Source organism: Mastigocoleus testarum BC008 (assembly GCF_001456025.1).
Lineage (GTDB): Bacteria > Cyanobacteriota > Cyanobacteriia > Cyanobacteriales > Nostocaceae > Mastigocoleus > Mastigocoleus testarum.
Genome location: NZ_LMTZ01000123.1, coordinates 1 through 19806, shown reverse-complemented (window position 1 = coordinate 19806; position 19806 = coordinate 1). Strand labels below are relative to the sequence as shown.

The 19806-nt window shown below is 37.8% G+C and carries 13 protein-coding genes and 1 pseudogene; 7 read left to right on the top strand and 7 right to left on the bottom strand.

The window, feature by feature from the left end:
- Positions 1–3: 3 nt before the first annotated feature.
- The 4 genes from BC008_RS31835 (at position 4) to BC008_RS31820 (ending at position 3480) form a co-directional block, all read left to right on the top strand.
- The gene (locus BC008_RS31835; protein WP_058184203.1) at positions 4–699 is read left to right on the top strand and encodes a pilus assembly FimT family protein; all 696 of its coding nucleotides are present in this window, start codon (positions 4–6) and stop codon (positions 697–699) included.
- A 113-nt stretch (positions 700–812) separates the two neighbouring features.
- The gene (hpsE, locus tag BC008_RS31830) at positions 813–1802 is read left to right on the top strand and encodes a hormogonium polysaccharide biosynthesis glycosyltransferase HpsE (protein WP_027842214.1); all 990 of its coding nucleotides are present in this window, start codon (positions 813–815) and stop codon (positions 1800–1802) included.
- Positions 1803–2160: 358 nt separating this feature from the next.
- Positions 2161–2703, top strand: a complete 543-nt coding sequence (locus BC008_RS31825; RefSeq protein WP_027842215.1) for a pilus assembly FimT family protein — start codon at positions 2161–2163, stop codon at positions 2701–2703.
- A 129-nt stretch (positions 2704–2832) separates the two neighbouring features.
- On the top strand, positions 2833–3480 hold the full coding sequence (locus tag BC008_RS31820; RefSeq protein WP_027842216.1) for a TIGR04282 family arsenosugar biosynthesis glycosyltransferase: 648 nt from the start codon (positions 2833–2835) through the stop codon (positions 3478–3480).
- A 59-nt stretch (positions 3481–3539) separates the two neighbouring features.
- Here the strand turns inward: BC008_RS31820 and purM are convergent, their stop codons facing one another.
- The 4 genes from purM to BC008_RS31800 form a co-directional block, all read right to left on the bottom strand.
- Positions 3540–4568, bottom strand: coding sequence for a phosphoribosylformylglycinamidine cyclo-ligase (gene purM / locus BC008_RS31815; RefSeq protein ID WP_027842217.1), 1029 nt, complete (start codon positions 4566–4568; stop codon positions 3540–3542).
- A 225-nt stretch (positions 4569–4793) separates the two neighbouring features.
- A complete protein-coding gene (locus BC008_RS31810; protein ID WP_027842218.1) occupies positions 4794–5663 on the bottom strand; it encodes a DUF5895 domain-containing protein in 870 nt (289 codons plus the stop codon).
- A gap of 1415 nt (positions 5664–7078) precedes the next feature.
- A complete protein-coding gene (locus BC008_RS31805) occupies positions 7079–8686 on the bottom strand; it encodes a bifunctional pantoate--beta-alanine ligase/(d)CMP kinase (protein WP_027842219.1) in 1608 nt (535 codons plus the stop codon).
- A 600-nt stretch (positions 8687–9286) separates the two neighbouring features.
- On the bottom strand, positions 9287–10324 hold the full coding sequence (locus tag BC008_RS31800; protein ID WP_235595966.1) for a septal ring lytic transglycosylase RlpA family protein: 1038 nt from the start codon (positions 10322–10324) through the stop codon (positions 9287–9289).
- A 905-nt stretch (positions 10325–11229) separates the two neighbouring features.
- Here BC008_RS31800 and glsA point away from each other — a divergent pair.
- Positions 11230–12186 (top strand): glutaminase A, encoded by a 957-nt coding sequence (glsA, locus tag BC008_RS31795; RefSeq protein ID WP_027842221.1) that lies wholly within the window; start codon positions 11230–11232, stop codon positions 12184–12186.
- A 95-nt stretch (positions 12187–12281) separates the two neighbouring features.
- Here the strand turns inward: glsA and BC008_RS31790 are convergent, their stop codons facing one another.
- Both BC008_RS31790 and BC008_RS31785 read right to left on the bottom strand, forming a co-directional pair.
- Positions 12282–15554 carry a DNRLRE domain-containing protein gene (locus tag BC008_RS31790; RefSeq protein ID WP_027842222.1) on the bottom strand — a complete coding sequence of 1091 codons (3273 nt, stop codon included), beginning with the start codon at positions 15552–15554 and terminating at the stop codon, positions 12282–12284.
- A 178-nt stretch (positions 15555–15732) separates the two neighbouring features.
- On the bottom strand, positions 15733–17064 hold the full coding sequence (locus tag BC008_RS31785; protein WP_027842223.1) for a YcjF family protein: 1332 nt from the start codon (positions 17062–17064) through the stop codon (positions 15733–15735).
- 96 nt (positions 17065–17160) lie between these two features.
- Here BC008_RS31785 and BC008_RS31780 point away from each other — a divergent pair, with 96 nt between their 5' ends.
- Both BC008_RS31780 and BC008_RS31775 read left to right on the top strand, forming a co-directional pair.
- Positions 17161–17745, top strand: coding sequence for a hypothetical protein (locus BC008_RS31780; RefSeq protein WP_036264995.1), 585 nt, complete (start codon positions 17161–17163; stop codon positions 17743–17745).
- 486 nt (positions 17746–18231) lie between these two features.
- Positions 18232–19248 (top strand): hypothetical protein, encoded by a 1017-nt coding sequence (locus BC008_RS31775; protein WP_027842225.1) that lies wholly within the window; start codon positions 18232–18234, stop codon positions 19246–19248.
- Positions 19249–19532: 284 nt separating this feature from the next.
- Here BC008_RS31775 and BC008_RS31770 read toward each other — a convergent pair.
- Positions 19533–19806 (bottom strand): annotated as a pseudogene (locus BC008_RS31770) (photosystem II q(b) protein); the annotation flags it as partial.

The window sequence follows — 19806 nt, the reverse complement described above, 5'->3', positions numbered from 1 at the left end:
GCAATGAATAAAATAACTAATTTTCTTCATCATAACAACATAAATATAAAATATCATAACCAAAATATCATAAATCAGTTACTATTTGATTTAAAATCTGATAGTAAAAATCAGTTAAGTTCTGGTGGTTTTACAATTTTGGAAGTTTTAGTAGCTCTAGTAATTATAGGAATTCTCTCAGCAATTGTAGGTCCTAGTTGGTTTAGTTTTGTTAATCGACAACAAATAAATAAAGTTAATGATGAGATTTTAGCTGCACTACAAACAGCTCAAAGAAAAGCGAAAAAGACTAAACTTCCTTACAGCGTCAGCTTAACAACAGATACTAAAAATGGGAAAAAAGTAGCACAAATAGCTATTCATCCAAATGATTCCGAGCCGGATCAATATTGGGAAATTCTCGGTAAAGAAGTAGGTGTTGGTACAGAAAATATAATCCTAGGTAGTAATATTACCGACGAAAATAAATCTACTAAAACTATATCCTATGCAAATAAATATAATAAGACAAAACCACAAGCAATTACATTTAACCAAATTGGTGGTTTATCAGAATCAGAAATAAATGATGGGATAAAGATAGTTGTTGCTATACCTAAAGCAGGAAAATCAACCCAAGCCAGTGATGTTAAAAGATGTATAATTGTACAGACTATTTTAGGAGGGATGAGAACTGCAAAAGATACAGACTGTGAATAATTAAAATAGTATATAAAGTTTTATACAATAATATTTAAGAAAAGACACTGAATACAAAAATAACATCTATAGTCAATACTTGATTATAGATATTATTTTTAGTTAATGGTGCCATGGAAAATAAAACTTCTTTTCAAAATAAATTTGACAACAAGACAGATTTTACTATTGCTATTCCTACCTATAATGGAGAAAGTCGCTTACCAGGACTTTTAGATAAATTAAAACAACAAATTAACACTGAAGATATTAATTGGGAGATTGTTGTTATTGATAACAACAGTAATGATAACACCGCAAAAATTGTTCAAGATTATCAGAAAAATTGGCAATATAATTTTCCTTTGAAATATTGCTTTGAACCTAAACAAGGTGCTGCATATGCTCGTAAACGTGCTATTGATGAAGCAAATAGCGAACTTATTGGCTTTTTAGATGACGATAATTATCCAGTTTCAAATTGGGTAGAAAAAGCTCATAATTTTGCAAAAATACATCCTCAAGCAGGAGCATTTGCTAGTCAAATTCACCCAGACTGGGAAATAGAACCACCAGAGAATTTTCAGCGAATAGCTCCATTTTTAGCGATTACAGAAAGAGGTAATTTACCTTTATTTTACGAACCAAAAACAAAACTGCTTCCTCCTTCTGCAGGATTAGTTGTTCGTCGTCAAGCTTGCCTAGAAAGCATTCCAGAAAAACCTATTTTGACTGGTAGAGTTACAGGTAATATGCTCACCGGCGAAGATTTAGAAATGTTGTCTTATATTCAAAAAGCAAACTGGGAAATTTGGTATAACCCAGAAATGGAAATTTATCATAAAATACCCAAGTGGCGCTTGCAAAAAGAATATTTATTACCATTTTTTCGGGGTATAGGACTCAGTCGTTATGTCACTCGAACAATTAATATTCAGCCTTGGGTAAAACCACTTGCTTTTACTGCTTATATGCTGAACGATTTTAAGAAAATACTTCTACATCTATGTAAACATAGATTTAAAGTTAAAACAGAATTAGTAGCAGCCTGCGAAATGCAATTATTTGTTAGTAGTTTTGTTAGTCCTTTTTACCTTTGGAAAAATGGTTATTTCAATAAGTAAGCGTCCCAGGAAGAGAAGTCAGACAAGATCCGGGTTGATTTTTTAAGAATGACAGGGGAAGTGTAGGGGATGTGGGGGGAAATGCCAAAAAATATAAAGAGGTTTTAAAAATAGGATTTGATATCAAAAGTCAAAAGTATTAAACTCTCTCCCAAGGAATAAAAATAATATGTTTTTTAGCTATGGCTAAAACTTTTGCTATGTCATGGTTTGAAAGTGTGTAAAAAAATAAAGTATATTAGACGCTAATTGTAGTTAACCTAAACCTTCAATAGTTAACTATCAATAAAATTATCAGGGATATTCACCAGCACTGTATCTACCAAATTGGTGCATTTATCACGGTGGAATATCTGAAATGGGGAAATGTCTACACAAAGTTTCTTCTAGCAGCGGTTTTACAGTGCTAGAGGTATTAATTGTAGTTGTAATAATTGGAATTTTAAGCGCGATCGCAGTACCAAGTTGGTTATCTTTCCTAAATAATCGCCATCTTGACGTTGCTCAAGATCGAGTTTACTTTGCTTTACGAAAAGCCCAAAGTCAAGCCCAAAAAAATAAAGAAACTTGGCAAGCCAGTTTTCGCGAACAAAATGGTATTGTTCAATGGGCTGTACATCATGTTTCTGCGAACCCCTCTGGAATAAATTGGAATAGTTTAGATCCTAATATCCGCTTGGATAAAGAAACAACTCTACAACTACTTAAGGGTCAAGGTCTTAGACAAATTCAATTTGATTATCGAGGTAGCGTGAGAAAACCACCCTTGGGAAGAATTACTTTATCTGGAAAATATGGTGGAACAACTAAACGTTGTGTCTTTGTCTCAACAATATTAGGCGCAATGCGTAGAGCAAAAGAACGGGATAAACCCAATCGTAAAGGTGATTTTTGTTATTAGAAGGGAACAGGAAACAGAGAACATAAAACGGTTTTACGCGATGTTGTTATTATTTTTTTGAGACGTATTGTGGTACGTCTCTCATATCTCATCTCAAATAATTTTGAAATTTATATATTAGGTTATTGCGTGCAAAAACCACCAGAAATAATACAGCAGCACTTGATTATTTTTAGTCGCTACCCAGAAGCAGGGAAAACAAAAACTCGATTAATACCAGCTTTGGGTCCTCAAGGTGCTGCAAATCTTCAGCGTGAAATGACAGAGTATATTCTCTCAAAGGTAAAACAGCTACAAAAACAAATACCTTTATCACTAGAGTTACGTTTCGCTGGTGGTAATGCGCAATTAATGAAAGATTGGTTAGGTTCCGATATTGTTTACCAACCACAAGGAGAAGGCGATCTAGGAATGCGGATGGCGCGATCACTATCGGAAGCTTTTCAAAATGGAGCAGAAAAATCAATTATTATTGGTACCGACTGCCCTAGTATCGAACTGGGAATTTTGAAGCAGGCTTTTGAGCATCTAACAGACAAGGATTTGGTTTTAGGTCCAGCGATCGATGGTGGTTATTATTTAATTGCTTTGTGTCGATCAATTCCAGAATTGTTCGTAGATATTGATTGGGGAACCGAAAAAGTATTCCAACAAACTATGGATATTACAAAAAAACTCGATTTAGCTGTAGGTCATTTACCAACCTTAGCTGATATAGATCGCCCCGAAGACTTAGTAATTTGGGAAGAAATTCATCGCCAAAGGGGTAATAGGTAATTACAAAGCTGTCAGATATATATCCACTAAAATACCCAGGTTTTGGTCATTGGGGAGTGTCAACAATCTAATCCCACCAGTTCCCCAGAACCAGAAATTACTTCGCCTATAGCAAAAGCAGAAATTTCTTTTGACTGAAAATAACTAATCGCTCGTTCTGCACTCTCCGCAGGAACTATTAATACGAAACCAATACCCATGTTGAAAGTATTATACATGGCCTGGGAACTTACGGACCCTACATCTGCTAGCCATTGAAATACAGAAGGTACAGACCAACTATTGGGATCGATCTTAATTCCTTGGTTTCGATCCAAACAACGCGGTAAATTTTCTGGAAGCCCACCACCTGTAATATGAGCCATCCCATTAATCTTCAAACCAGATTTCCTTGCTCCCAAAACAGCGTCAACGTATATCTTTGTGGGGGTTAAAAAAACTTCTCCTAAACTTTTATTTCCTAATGATTCTGGACGATTGCTCCAAGAAAATCCCTGTTCGTCAATAATTTTTCTGACCAAACTCAAACCATTACTGTGTATACCACTGCTTTGAAGAGCAACAGCAACATCTCCAAGCTTCACTTGAGAACCGTCAAGCATCTCGCTCTTTTCAACAATTCCCACACAAAACCCAGCAACATCATATTCACCTCCAGGGTAAAAACCTGGCATTTCTGCCGTTTCACCTCCCAACAAGGCACAATTTGCTTGTTTGCAACCTGCAGCAATTCCAGAAACTACCTGCTGTAACTGTAATTTATCTAATTTTCCTGTTGCCAGGTAATCTAAGAAGAATAATGGTTCAGCTCCAGAAGTCAATACATCATTGACACACATTGCTACCAGATCTATACCCACGGTGTCATGTCGAGCGACAGCCTGAGCTATTTTCAGTTTTGTACCTACACCATCAGTTCCAGAAACCAACACTGGCTCTTGAAAACCAGTCGGTAATTGAAAACAACCACTAAAACCACCTAAACCGCCAATAACTCCAGGACGGTTTGTACTACGAACTAAGCTACTAATTTGTCCAACAAACTCTCTACCTGCTTCAACATCAACCCCAGCATCCCGATAATCCATTTTGAGCCCTATTAGCCTAAGCGTTTTTGCCCGCACTTATCAGCAAATCTTCTGAAGGGGTGCGCAACCCATTGAAATTAATTTTTGTTAATAAAAGTATTACTGTGGGCAGAGCGTAAGCACAAAGACGATATCTCACATTTATGTTTTACGCACGACCAACCACATGGAATATTTTTTCACTTCCAAGCATCAACCGTCAATTGATAATAATTTAAATTTTATTTAATACGGCGGATAACCAAAATCATCTTCATCTGGATAAATATATGAGCTAGAAACACTTGCCATCGCTACTTTCTGAGTTTCTGCTTTCGGTGGAGTTTTAGCAAAATCTTTGTATTCCTCAAAAGCTTGAGAAATCATCGCTGATTCTTCTGAATCAGAAGCAATTAAATATTGGGTGAGAGTCGCAATTGTTGGATGTTTGTAATCTACCGTTGAAGCAACTAAGACCGTATTAGTGGCGATTCCCCTTTCTTCACATTCGATAATCGGAGAAAAAATTCCATGGGCATGGAACAATGGACCTTTAGGTATCCAGGGCTGTTGACGATATCCAGCATAAGCTTTTTCTAATTCGGCAATAAAACCAGTACTGGGTTTACCTTGTTGATATTCACAATAAGCTTTACTGAAGCTAGCTCCTGCGGCACCACTAAGAGTAAGTTGTAATGGAGTTTTATGTAGAAATTTTTTATTTTCTCCCACAAGGAAGACTAAATAACGCGTGAAAGTTTTAAACCTGAGCTTATCTGCTAGAAAAGCATCGTAATTTTCCTTGAGGGTACCAAGTTTGACTCCTGTTTCCCTATCTTTAACAGATAATGGTCCTCGACGCACTAGTACTAATTTTGGAGTTGCTGTAATAAGTACATTTTCAACCCCAGAACTGAATTCATGCTCCACCTCTTGCCAGTTATCGTCTGGTTGAAAGTCTACGGAATGGGCATTATCAAGCTTAATTGCCAAACCATGATGTTGTATGCCATCTTTGCCGTATCGAGGATTTATCATCTGACACCAGGGAATTACTCGAGAAGGCAGTGCATTATATTTCTCATCGTCAAAATCGAATTTTGCAGATGCTTTCATCTAAAATCCTCCGGTAGTTTGAGAACCGCGCCTGTGTGCAGCGCAGTGAAAAGTTGACAAGGCTTAAACCTTGTTGTATTCGAACAGAAGCCGCTATTGAAGTGGCGAACAAGAATATAATCTTGTTTTTTTGCTTGCAATTGTTACTGTTCATTTACAGTGATATTAGCCAAAGGTGACGTCAAGGCCTAAAGTCTTGTAAAAACTGTACGTATCAAACAACAGTTACATTTCAAGAATCACCTTAATTCCACGATTGGGGACATATAACTTTTTAATTAAACTCTATTCTTCCGTGAAGCGATCGATAGTGCAATAGTTTTTAATTAGTACTCTAGATTCATTGACTTTTACAAATCCACTGTTTTCGGTCCTTAAATACCTCAAATATAGTATTGGCAAGGTTCTGGGGATACAAATCAATATTTTTTTATGTTACATTTGCCCCTTGATTTATATTTTTTTATATTTTTTTATCCCCAATCATCCCTCCAAAGACTGATACCCTTTCAAGCCAAGAGTGATACAAATAGTAAACGCTAACTCTTTTTCACAACAACTTAAAGCGTTTCGTTACACTTTAATCTTGTTAAAAAGGAAAGTTTACACTAATAGCAAACTAAGCGTAAACTGCAAAAACAGTTCAACTAAACCGTAAAGTTCTTCCCATATGCCTGAGGAAGAAAATTTTTCGTCTGTGCGGTTTATAACTCTAAATATTTAGTGCCCCGTCAATAACTTTGGGGCACCGGTAAATCTTTATCAAAGACTTTTGCTTTATTGGTCAATGCCTGCTTCCAACACTCAAATCACCCAGAGTGAGTACACTAGAAAACACAATGTTCGACAAAAAGTATTGTGACTAACCTTGTACAAAATGGCTAGGCAAACAGCTAAACAAGATAGCTTAACAGAATATTTGACAAAAATATTTCATAGTCAGCAACCCAGCTGCTCTATCATTTTTTGTCTAATTTCTGTGACTGATATATTGACAATCTTGCTTTGAAGAATTTAGTCCAAACAAGAAAATAAATTAATTCTATCAGGCAAATAAGGTTGCAGATAGTTCCCTGTTGAATCAAAAGAGTTAAATCAAAACAAAGTAAAGCGAAACTAGTCTAATACCAATTTTTTCATAGATATGTTAATAGAATGGTGGTGATGTGTATTATTACTGACTTTAAGTAAACCCTGATGATCTAATTAGGTCTCTTTAGGAAATCAGTAGTGTATTTGTAATTGAAGTGTAAGTCAGTCGAATTACGATCTATCTCTTACTCCTAATCATGAAGTCTTGAAGTAAACACTTGCGTGCCAATTATGACCAATTTTAGTTCATAAAAGTGAAACTAATCAAAGTGTTACCATAAAGGGAGCAACAAGAATCGATAAAGAACGTTATTATTCTTATTCTACAAATTAGATAGATGTTTTTGATATTGATACACAATTTTTCCTGTCACTTCCGAAATACTTAGACCATCTGTTTGTAATTCCACAGCATCTTCTGCTTTTCGTAAAGGAGAAACTGTACGAGTACTATCCTTCCAGTCACGTTCTGCAATGTCTTTTTCTAATTGTTTTAAATTAATTGAAGACAGACCTTGTGTCTCGTAGTCAAGTTGACGACGACGAGCGCGCTCCTTAACAGAAGCTGTGAGAAATATTTTTATTTCTGCATCGGGGAAAACATGAGTTCCAATATCTCTACCTTCAGCAACTAAGCCACCTTTCTTTCCCCAATTTTTTTGTTGTCTGACTAATGATTTCCGTACAGATGTTTGAGCCGCGATCGCCGAAACATTTGCTGTTACTTCAGGAGTACGAATCACTTGAGTCACATCATTTCCGTCAATCCAAACTTTGACTGGTGATTGTAAATTGGAAGTCGGGGTAAGTTCAATCTCATACTTATCGGCTAATTCAGCAATTGCGCATTCATCATCGAGAGTAATCCCTCTTTGTAGCACTAACCAAGTCATTGCCCGATACATTGCTCCTGTATCTAAATACACTAATTCTAGCTGAGCAGCAACTTGACGAGCAACGGTAGATTTACCTGCTCCAGCAGGTCCATCAATGGCGACTATCGGCTGACGATCGCGCAAGATAACGTTATCAATTAGACGAGTAGAACCAATTCTAGTTGCGATCGCGAGCATTCCTTTCTCCTTAACTTTTTCTATTGGCATTAAAGTAGTCGGTTCAACCAATTCGATATATTCAACAGATAAAATGCTGACCTTTGCCAACTCTTGTTGCACTAAAGCGATAAGTCTGCTACTATTTTTTTCCCCGGCACAAAATGCATTCTTAGCTTTTTGCAAACTGCGATATATAACCGTTGCTTGCTCTTTCTCGGACGCATTCAAATATTGATTACGGGAACTTAAAGCCAGACCATTAGCTAAGCGTACTGTGGGACAGGGAACAATTTCCACAGGCAAATGTAAATCAGCCACTACTTTTTGGATTGTAGCCAGTTGCTGAAAGTCTTTTTCACCGAAGTAAGCACGGTCAGGCGAAACCAAGTTAAAAAGCTTGGTCACGATCGTCGCTACGCCGTGAAAATGTCCTAGCCGAGAACGACCACACAAGCCAGATATCATAGCAGATGGCGGAGTAACTTGTGTAACTTTAGACCCTTTTATATTCTTCAAAGGTACTCCCATTTCTTCCGGAGTTGGTGCAAAAATGGCATTAACTCCGAGTTCTTCGCAAATTTGTGCATCCTGCTCTAATGTACGAGGATAGCGTTGATAATCCTCATTCGGTCCGAATTGCAAAGGATTGACAAAAATACTGACAATTACAGTCCTGTTTTCTTGTCGTGCCTTCCTTATCAAACTCACATGACCCTCATGTAATGCTCCCATGGTTGGGACTAAACCGATCGCAGTTTGGAACCAGGTACTAACTTCTGCAAGTTGTCCTTCCTCTGAATGCAAAAAGTTTGTTGCCAAACGTTTTTGTTGAGCTACATAACAGCGTAAAGCTGTAACACTCGTCAGCAAGCGCACAAATAACCCCTAGTTATAATCTATCTATTCCCCGTTAGTTTATAAAATTTGAGCGAGAATGCCATCAATATAAAATTTACAAACAGTTGAGTTTGTGTAGTTTATAAGTGGTTCATTGGCTAATTGGTTACCTTAAAATTAGGTATAGATTTATTTATGAATTGCTCCATAAGCAGTTATCAGTAGTGGTTGGTTTTTCCCTGGGGGTGTTCATTTCAGGCTGAATTAACTTACTTTATAGATTTGTTCTTAGGTCTTCGAACTGGATCTGGATACTTAGCCAAATAAGCTCTAGTTCATACCAAATAATTTCGAAAAACTAAGATTTATTGCTAATTTTATATAATTTTAAGGTTTAATGAATTTTTTTTTGCGTGACCCTTACTTACTGAACGCCAAAGGAACAATCGTAAAGAATGTTATTTTCATGTATTTACAAAATAAAATTTCCTAAAACCCTTGCTTGGCTTGGGATTTAAGCCACAGAAATAAAAATAAAAGAATAATTAAAATAGCAAAAACAGGGATCTTAAATTAAAAAACCCCTGTTTAAGAAATATATAGATGCAGTTAAAAAGCAGCAAACGACTATAAGTAATTCTACCTATTGATTACTTCAACTCTTACCGGTGCAACGCCACTACTAATCATTCGCAATCTTCTTGCTGCTCCAGCAGAAACATCAATGATTCGACCCCGAATGAAGGGACCTCTGTCATTGATTCTTACTACAACAGAGCGCCCATTACGGGTATTAGTAACTCGAACTCGCGTTCCAAATGGGAGAGAACGGTGAGCGGCTGTTAAACCTTCAGGATTATACCTTTCACCGGTAGCGGTGCGATTACCGGAACCATCGTAACCATACCAAGAAGCCCAACCTCTTAGAATTCTTCCCCTTCTTGCTCGGTTCCGTCGATTCCTTCTTTTACGAATATGATGACCGACAATCTTAGATTTATTTTCTTCTCCGACAACCTTAACTGGTTCCCTTACAGGTAAATTTTCAACTTTGTTTACTGGTGGAGCATAACCAATTAATCTCCGTAAGCGATTGGTTATTTGTAGTGCATCTTCTGCTAAATTTTTTGTACTGCCTGCTAAAACAGTATATTGATCAATTTCTACTAGCTTGGAATCGCTAGTTTTGATGGCAAAGATATCGTTTTTATAGTGTTTGACAAATGAACTTTTATTTTGTCCTAATTCAGCAGATGCTAGCTTTTTCTCACCTTTCCAATTAACTGTAATTTTACTGGCATCTGTATTTGTATGAACTAACTGATTAATTCGTTCTGCTAATAAATTAGCTTTATGAATTGGATCGTTAGTTTGTGTCTGAGAGAGACTGGCTATTGTTTTTACAGAAGTATCTGAAATATTACTGGGTACTGCTGATGATTGACCTAAGAAAGTAAGAACAGGAATTTGGCGAATGTAAATTGTTGCAGCATGTCGTCCTTCCAACTTATGAGATACCACTTGTGTGACTAATTTTTTTGCTGCACTTGGTTCAATTTGAGATTCATTCCCAACCAATTTCGCCTCAATTGGTGATGCTGACCGATTATTAATAACATTTCCTTTAGTTGTTTGAGCGCGACCAAGTCTTGGCGTTCCCAATATAGTCGCGAACATAGCCACTAAAATCCAAAAATAAAAATGTTTTTGATTCATGCGTCCGAATGTTAATCCACTCAAAGAACTGAAGTTTGATTTTTCCGGGACGTTACAAGACAGACGTAACTAAATTCCCCTTGTCTCGAACTCGTTCTGTTTTTACTTTCCGTTATTAACTGCAACAGACTAACACGAATTGTTAAATTTGGGGATCGGCAATTTAGCGTAAACTAGGGTTAATTTATCAATTTCAAATTTAATTTTCAAGAATAAATCCTTCTTCCATAGGGGTTTTAGGTTTTGACTATTTTGATGATAAAAAAAAACAATGTTAATTGATTATTAACAAACTTTGACATTTAACTTGCCAGTTAAGTATTAGGCTTTTAGGCTGTCATAATTGGTGTCATATGTAAACCTGTAAACACAATTCATAAAAAATATAAATAAGTTATTAAAAAGTGGTTATTCGCTGTTTGAAAAGCTGGAAAAATACTGAAATTAACATATAGTTATCGAACGTATATAGTTCTCATAAATGAGTTCATAATCCTTTGACATCAATAGAATCATGCTTGAAAGCACTTTCTTCGGGGCTATCTTCAAAATGACCATGGCAACGAAAAATGATGTGTGAATTAGGTTTGCATTTTGATGCGATTTGAGTACAAAATTATATGTGTGATAATTAAAATGTACTTAAGTATCAATTCAACACTATAGAAATATAGAGTTATAAAATTAAGCGTAGCAAGATCGGAAAATTAAATTTTAATTAAAGCTTAGATAAAGTTTTTATGAAAGAAAAACTGTGTCTACAAATGATATTTGTTGATTTTTGGTTCCGAGGGGAATACTCAGAGAAAACTCTACAAAAATAATATTTTGATGTTCGCGATTAATACAATTTATTTGTTAGTTGGATGGTTGTGAGAGAAGATTTACAAGTACTATCATCATTGCAATCTATCGTAGAAGATTTACATTGCCAATATAAGTCTCTGCAAAAAGGTGTAGTTGCAAATTATATACCGGAACTGGCAAAAGTAAGTCCTGATTTATTTGCTGTTTGCTTGGTGACTGTAGACGGTGAAGTTTATCAGATAGGCGATCGCGATCGATTATTCACAATACAATCGATTTCCAAAGTTTTTACCTATGGTCTTGCTTTAGAAGATCGTGGTAGAGACGATGTTTTGACCAGGGTGGGTGTAGAACCGACAGGTGATGCATTCAACGCGATTATTTTAGACGAACAATCGAAACGACCTTATAACCCAATGGTGAATGCTGGTGCGATCGCCACCACCAGTCTGATTAAAGGTGCAGATGCAACAGAACGTTTAAACAGATTGCTAGAAATGTTTCGGCGATATGTTGGTCACGATGTGTTTGTTGACATTTCTGTTTTTACTTCCGAACGAGCTACGGGACATCGCAATCGGGCGATGGCTCACTTGATGCTCAATTTTGGTATGATTCAGCCCAATATAGAAGAGTCTTTAGATCTTTATTTTCAGCAGTGCGCAGTCATGGTTAATTGCCAAGATTTAGCAGTAATGGCAGCGACCCTTGCAAATAAAGGTGTTAATCCTATTACCGGTAAGCGGGCTCTTCAAAGTACCTATGTCAAAGATATTCTATCGGTGATGTACACCTGTGGGATGTATAACTTTGCGGGTGAATGGGCTTATAAGGTTGGTTTGCCAGCAAAAAGTGGTGTTTGTGGGGGTATTATTGCTGTGGTACCAAACAAGATGGGTATTGGAGTATTTTCACCATCACTTGATCAAAGAGGTAATAGCGTTCGAGGAGTAAAGGTTTGTGAAGAACTATCTCGTATATTAGGTTTGCACCTGTTTGATTGTTGCGATACTTGATAAAGTGAGTTCGGGTCTTATGCACTCTTTGAAGGGACTTTATATCAAATGATAGAAAGTCCCCAAGTCATCTGAAGTTTTAGAAAGGCGAAAGCTTAAATAATAAACTGCTTCTGACCCAATTGCCCGGGATTAATGTTATCTAGGACTGCAAGAGTTTTAAACTGTCCAGAATCGTCGTCGTCACCAAATGGGTTTACTTGTACTTTTGTACCCGAACCACTGCGAACAAATTTGACAGAATCGTCGAAATCAAAATCATCCCCATCGTCGTCACCAATAGAACCTTTGAAAATGTTGCTTAAGTCGATGCGATCGCTACCAATTTCAAAGTCTTTAATTGTGTCAACCCCTCCATTGAGGTTGTTATAAACAAAGGTATCAGCCTCACTACCACCAGTGAGGACGTCATTTCCATTACCGCTGTCTATAATGTCTTTGCCATCACCACCTTGAATCAGATCGTCTTGAGGTGTTCCAATAAGTCTATCTGCAGCATTTGTACCAACAATTATTTTACCAGAAATTTGCGGGTTGGTTGGAGTGGTTGGAGTGGTTGGAGTGGTTGGATCGCCCTTAGCTTCAAACTCGATCTGCAAGCGTGGTGCTGTTTTTCCTTCAGCAGAGTTAAAGTCAACGCCATTACTATCAGTTGGCAAGATTGCCCAACCAAAATTACTTTGTGGATTACTCTGCCATGCTTTGAGACTATCAGTAACATCAACTGACAGCAAGCCTTTATCAATATTACCGGTGATAGCATCAGCTTTGCTAGCTGCTTCTACATCATTAGCTTGAATACCGTTATTTAAGCTTCCCCAGGTATCCTTATCAGACCAATCCTGGAGCATACGGTGAAATTCGATGCTATCGCCGCGATTTGTCACTTCCAATTCCAGCTTGGCAGATTTAATCTTAGCACCAGAAGAGATTTGTCCGGCTTGGTCGCCAAAAATATCTTCGAAACGCATCAAACTCTGCACAGAACCGCCTCGATCTCTGCCGTCAACATTGAGGGAACTAGCACTGGAGTGATTTCTATTGCCTGAGCTTTCCTGGATATATGTATCTAGCGTGCCAGTGTATCCATTTAGACCCTGCTGGAAGCTTATCTTGGAAATTGTGGGAGGAACTGGATCGGTTGCGGTATCAACATCAACTGTAAATTTAGTCGAGGCGAGCTGATTTCCAGCGAGGTCAGCAATTTTTGTCGTACCGTTATTAATTGCGATTTCGTAATTACCATCAGCGAATCCATTACCAGTAGATTTGAGGGTGACCAAATCTTTTACCGCATCATAACTGAAGGAATAGTCTTGGGGTGATACTAACTGTCCTCCCTTAGTAATAGTAAATGCTTCGCTAGTGACACTCTTGTCATCAACACCATCACCAGTATCCTGAAGCTGGAATTGGAATTCTCCTGGAGTTCGATCCAATTTGAGCGCATTGTTGGCTGGATTAGAATCATTGGGACCGTTATCGACGGGAGATGTCAGCGCCAGTGTCGGAGCGGTTGTGTCAGAGTTAGAAGTCTCGTCATCTGTAATGGAAAAGCTATCGATAATTGAGCCGTCATCAGCAGCGATATAGTCGATGGTAAGCTTATCAGGAGTAACTTTAATGTTGGAAAAACCGAATTCCGATGCAGGGTTAGTATCTTGGGTATATCCAGCAGCCATAAAGGGAAACTTGCTAAAAGAACCACCACGCAGTGATTTACCACCCATCCCAGAAACAACTTGGACTAGACCTGCACCTTTGGCATAATCTTTATCACGGTCGTTGACGTAAGTCGCTTTACCATTTTTCTGACCGGTCAACGGTAAACTCCAAGCGTAAGTATGGGAATGACCTGTCAAGTAAAGATCTACTCCTGCGGCTTTCAACCTCGGTACGACTTGCTGATAATAATTATCACCAGGGTTTTCTGGTTTATCTGGCACTCCAGCGACAGGATGATGAGCAAAGACGATCTTCCATTTGGCATCAGAGGCTGCTAAATCCTTCTCCAACCAATCTAGCTGACCATCAAGACGAGAAGAATCCTTCAAACTATTACTATCGAAAGTAGCAAAATGTACGTCGCCATAGTCGAAAGAATAATTGTGTTCTGGACGTTCGCTAGAAGGAAGTTGAGCAGTACTGGTAACGCCAGCAACGGGAATCGGATTGGAATAGTTGTCTTCTGAAGGACCACCACCATCAGTTCTAATATCGTGGTTACCATAACTCAAATAGTCTATATGAGAACCCATCCATTTTGCCGCTTCCGGATTAAGATCTGGATCGAGGCGAGCATCTGATTCTAAGTGGGATCCACCGTTATAAACGTTATCGCCTAAAAGAATCGAAAAGTCAGGGTCCATCTGATTAATCCGACCCTGTACCCCACGGAAGCCATTTATATTTTTGGTGTAAGCAGAATCACCATAAGCAGCGAAAGAAAAAGAACTCTTATCGCCTACCGGTAAACGAGTACGAAACTTATTTTGGAAAGTTTCGATTACTTCTCCATTTTGATTGAGATGTTTGACGCGGTATTCATAGTCGGAATCGAACTTCAGACCATCAATCTCTGTGAAATGGTTAACACGGTTACCAGTACCGGTATTAATTTTTTGTACTTGAGGGGCTGCAATCCAAGATGCTGAAGAATTATCAGGGCGATATTCAACTAAAAACGAATCTTTAACACTGCTGTTTTTAGGAATAGTTTGCCAGAGAACTTCTACTTGGTCTGTTTCACTTCCAGCATAGCCATCGAGGGGAGCATCACCAAGTTGTAAATAAGGGTTATGGTTAATCTCGTATTGAACCGCACCGGTGGGATTTCCAGGATTTCCAGGATCGCCACCACCACTAGTTGTAAGTCCCAAATCAAAACTGATATCACTACTACTAGCCTTACTTTGATGAATTTCAACAGCGAGGACGTTATCACCCTGGCGTAGAAGACCTGAATCGATCACGCTTTTGATAAACGTGTCCTCATCAGCACCACTGATAGCAGAGGAGGCAGCGGTAGAATAATTTATATCGCCACTGGGCATGTTGCTTCTGAATACTTCAGTGCCGTTTAAATAGACTACAGCACCATCATCTCTTAATAAGCTTAAATCTAATCCTTGTACACTTTTAGGATCCTCAACCTGAAAATTTTTCCGAAAATAGCTAGTAATATTCTTGTTTCTACTATTAGAACCAAAGCCCAGGGTGGTTTTTTCATCACCATCTCCATAGCCAAGCTGAGCTTCGCCAGTCTTCCAATTATTGTCATTGAAGTCTAGATTACGCCAAGTCGTACCTTGATTAGAACCGTCATCTAGGTACTTCCAAGTTGAGCCTTTTTGAATTAAAGATGCCATTTATACACCCTCTCGGCTTTAAACCCTACAGATGAAATGGCTTTTATATTAGTTTCACATAGTGACAAACAAGGAACATATTGATGAAAAAAGAGTAAATCGCTAATAAAAATGGTGATATCACAATTTTTGACGACCTATTAATCTGTAAATCCAAGCATCGATGTAAAATTCGATCTCAGCGTCTAATTTCTTTAAAGCGTTCTTTTGCTTCCTTAAACGCTTGTTCCATTACGGATTGAATTTTTTTTGGATCGGGTTTCTTCCCACCCATTAAGTCACCAAAGTAAACGCAAACACCTTCCCCTAGAGCCCAAGTATAAGCAGCTGCCCAAGATGCAGCGATTACACTGCCAAAACCAGGGATAAATTTAATTAACTCTCGTCCCACTGCTTGTGCAATAAAACCCCCTGCGATCGCACTCACAATACCTCCAGCTTGAGATGGATTAAGGGTTTGCCCGTACAAATTACCTAAAATTCCTACCATAGATACTTGCAAAGCCGTAAGTACTGGCATGGTAGCAAAAGGTAATGGAACAGCCGCAAGGGTCGCAGCGATGATGGCAAATGCTAACATGTAACGTCGCCCTACATCGCGGTAAAGAGTGCCAATTTCTTCTCCTGCTTCTCGTTCTAGTAACTGATAAATAGCAGCAGCTTCAGCTTCAGGTAGTAGTTCTGCTAGGTTATCTCTGAAGTCTTCTAAGCCATAAAACACTGGATCGAAACCATCTTCTTCCAAGGTAAAGTCAATCATTACCGAGCGATCGCATATTCCTGTAAAAGCTTCTTGAAGTGCAGCAAATGTCCGTTTTACTTCTTCAAAATCCGGTGGATGTTGGGGATGATTATCGACTGTGGGAGGGTAAACTTCATGCAAACAAGTAACTGCTAATAGACAAGGAATATCTGGGTACTTCTGGCGTAATTCTTGAGCTATTTGTTGGAGGGAATCTGTTGCAAAATCATTAATTTTGACAGTAATAATTAAAATTCTGGCACCGCGACTTGGCTGCTGTAAATCTTCAGTAAGTTCCTGAATAATTGACTGAGTATTTTGCTTGACATCCCCAATCCCAACTGTATCAGTAAAAATCAGCAAGGGTAAATCATCTGAAGGGTAGGAATAGCGTCCTGTGTGCTGGGTGTAGGGTCGAAATCCTTGACCAATAATTTCAGCAGAAACACCTGTAATTCCACGTACTATGGAGCTTTTACCTGCTTGGGGCTTACCAATCAAAATTGCTTCTGTTGTTGGTAATTTAGTTCTAACCGACTCCAAAATTTCTGCCACTTGAGCTTCATTTACCCTAAACCAACCAACAGCACTTTGTGTAACTTGTTCGAGGGGCAACAATTGCATTAAACTTGCAGTAGTCTTGTCCCAAATACTTGACATACGATTTTTCCAGGAATCTTTTCCTGAATCACCTGTCTGAGTGTGAGTAGATTTATTCGATTGCTGAGCATCGATTGATGAATCCTCAGGATCGCGTTTCTGGGTCATAGAAATTTTGCAGGAAATCGCAACAATTTGTCGGCAGTCTAACTGCTTCTAATTTTACCCGCGATTTAAGTCTTCGGAATTTTACGAATCAAGCAAATGTACCTAACTTTAGAGCAAGCTTTTGAATTTATAAGTACATCATCCTCAACAAGCCCGAAACCTGAGGCTGTAGTTGAAGCATTGCTTGAACGAGAAAAAATAACCAAACAAGCAAAAGAACGTTATAAATATTCACAATTACTAGGAAATTGGCGTTTAGGTTTTACCACTGGAACTAAGAAAATTAAGCGCCAAGGTGGGGTTATTCTAGGAGCAGGAAAGTTTTTGCCAAAGTGGGTTAATATTCAAATTTCCTATTCTCAAGCAGAGTCCGAGCAAGAAAAAGGAAGAGTAGAAAATTCTGTAGAATTAGGACCCCTAAAGATTATTCTTACAGGTCCTGTTCTATTTTGGGAGAACAGAAATATTCTTGCTTTTGATTTTACCCGAATGCAACTATATTTCTCTGGGCTCAGGATCTATCAAGGCTATATTCGGGGTGGAAAAGAACGCGAAACGAAGTTTTACCAACAAAACTTAAAAGAGCAAGCATTTTTTACGTATTTCTTGGTACAGAAGAATTACATAGCCGCCAGAGGTAAAGGCGGTGGTTTAGCATTGTGGACTGCAACAGGTACTTGAAATGACGCTTACCTGCTATCTGTCAGCCATTAAGAATGCAGATGTATATATTTAAGTGCCTAAATGGCATACGATATGTGATTCCATTATTTTATAATCATTAATAAATATCTCTTGCGAGTCAGATCTAATTGCCTATTGTCGAAATTAATTCTTATTCGCTTCCTTGCTAGTTCAAGAAAATCACAGCGAAAAAATATATCTACAAAATCTTTATTTTCAGAAAATGAGAATGGAGATTAATTAGTTATTTGTTTATTCATGAGTAGAGGTCGATCGCTTAGACGCGCTTAGCAGCGTTCGGCTTGCCGCGTCGTTCATCCGCAGGATGCGTCCAAGAACGCGCTACGCGAACACGCGCATGCCTGAGGGGCACCGGAGGTGAACGGCTTATCGCACCCATTAAAAGAATAGATGACGGCCTGTATTCAATTCAAAATAACAAAAATAAATAATAAATAAATACGAAATTAGGAATTTCTATAAATGACTCAAGTGAATCAATCTTCAAGAACCCTAGAAACAATAGGGACTGAAAACTCTATTCAAGTACCTAATTCTTTTGCTGAAGCTGTTTTGGAAATCAAAAGTTTAGCAGTCAAAGAAATACATAAACAAACAAAAAAACAAAAGCTTTACTATCACAACTATGCCCATGCAAGTGCGGTACAGGAGAGAGCAACAAAAATTTATCAAGAAATTTTACCCTTTTGGGATCTAATTTTCCAAAATACTTCTTCCCCCGATCCAATTCGAACCAAGCACATTATAGATATATGTGCAATATCACATGACATGGTGCAAATTTTTGTTCCAGCTTCAAGTTTTCAAGCTTCTAGAAAGAGGGAAACTGGTGTCAGTGAAAATGCCACAATCATAAAACTCATTAATTATATACAAGAAATAAATAATAAATATTCTCGAAAGTATCCCAACCGTACTCCTTTATTTACTAATTCAGATTTACAGGTTATTCGTAAAGCAATAAATGCGACTGTTTGCATGTTTGATGTTAGTGATAGTTCCGCTTACCAACCCGAGCTTTATAACCCAGGAAATGAAGTAGATATTGTTGCTAGAGTTATTGCCTTATCTGACTTAGGCGGATTAGGAATAGAAGGAATTAAACAATATTTTGCAGAAGGAATTTTATTATTTTTAGAAGATAATCCAGATGCGATCCCACTAATCCAAAATTTATCTGCGAATAATTACAATTATCATAGCTTATTAAAAGAATCGTCTGAAAATCTCAGACAAATTTTGCTGAGGAGGGCAAAATTTCAAATCGATTTTGCCAAAGGTCGCGTGGCAAGACTGGATAAAGAGTTGCAAGGTTTGCCCCCTGAAGTAATATCAGTTTTGAAAAGTAATGTATTTATATATCTTAATGAACAAACAATTGAAGAAATAGAATCTATTACCCCCACAGATGTTGCTACAAGGCTAGAAGAATTAATGAAATTTTTTGATTTGGAAAAGTATGCTGCAACTCTACTGTAGTAATCATCAAATAGTTTTCACAAATCAATTATTAAATTAATTATTAAATCAGTTAATAAATCAATAAATATAAATCAATCTATTTTGCTTGCTGTGAGCTTACAGTTGGCAGTCACAAATCATAAATTTAAAAAGTGAAGCGAAATAAAAATGAAATCTTAACGCCTACAAGAAAGTAAACAATCAACGTATTCTATTATAGACCAAATAAAAAAGCCTCCCGATTATTGGGAGGCTTTTTCTATTCAGTTTCAGTTAAACCTATTTCAGTTAAACCTAAAATATTAACCGTTGATAGCAGGAGCGCTTACAGCAACGGGAGCTACTTCACCTGCAGCCAAGTCTAAGGGGAAGTTGTGAGCGTTGCGCTCGTGCATTACTTCCATACCTAAGTTGGCACGGTTGATGATGTCTGCCCAGGTGTTGATTACACGACCGCTAGAGTCGATTACAGACTGGTTGAAGTTGAAACCATTAAGGTTGAACGCCATGGTGCTGATACCTAAAGCGGTAAACCAGATTCCTACTACAGGCCATGCTGCTAAGAAGAAGTGTAAA

Coding starts and splice junctions, on each gene's coding strand:
- BC008_RS31835 (WP_058184203.1), top strand. CDS start 4: ATGAATAAAATAACTAATTTTCTTCATCATAACAACATAAATATAAAA.
- hpsE (WP_027842214.1), top strand. CDS start 813: ATGGAAAATAAAACTTCTTTTCAAAATAAATTTGACAACAAGACAGAT.
- BC008_RS31825 (WP_027842215.1), top strand. CDS start 2,161: ATGGGGAAATGTCTACACAAAGTTTCTTCTAGCAGCGGTTTTACAGTG.
- purM (WP_027842217.1), bottom strand. CDS start 4,568: ATGGATTATCGGGATGCTGGGGTTGATGTTGAAGCAGGTAGAGAGTTT.
- BC008_RS31810 (WP_027842218.1), bottom strand. CDS start 5,663: ATGAAAGCATCTGCAAAATTCGATTTTGACGATGAGAAATATAATGCA.
- BC008_RS31800 (WP_235595966.1), bottom strand. CDS start 10,324: ATGTTCGCGACTATATTGGGAACGCCAAGACTTGGTCGCGCTCAAACA.
- glsA (WP_027842221.1), top strand. CDS start 11,230: ATGGTTGTGAGAGAAGATTTACAAGTACTATCATCATTGCAATCTATC.
- BC008_RS31790 (WP_027842222.1), bottom strand. CDS start 15,554: ATGGCATCTTTAATTCAAAAAGGCTCAACTTGGAAGTACCTAGATGAC.
- BC008_RS31785 (WP_027842223.1), bottom strand. CDS start 17,064: ATGACCCAGAAACGCGATCCTGAGGATTCATCAATCGATGCTCAGCAA.
- BC008_RS31780 (WP_036264995.1), top strand. CDS start 17,161: ATGTACCTAACTTTAGAGCAAGCTTTTGAATTTATAAGTACATCATCC.
- BC008_RS31775 (WP_027842225.1), top strand. CDS start 18,232: ATGACTCAAGTGAATCAATCTTCAAGAACCCTAGAAACAATAGGGACT.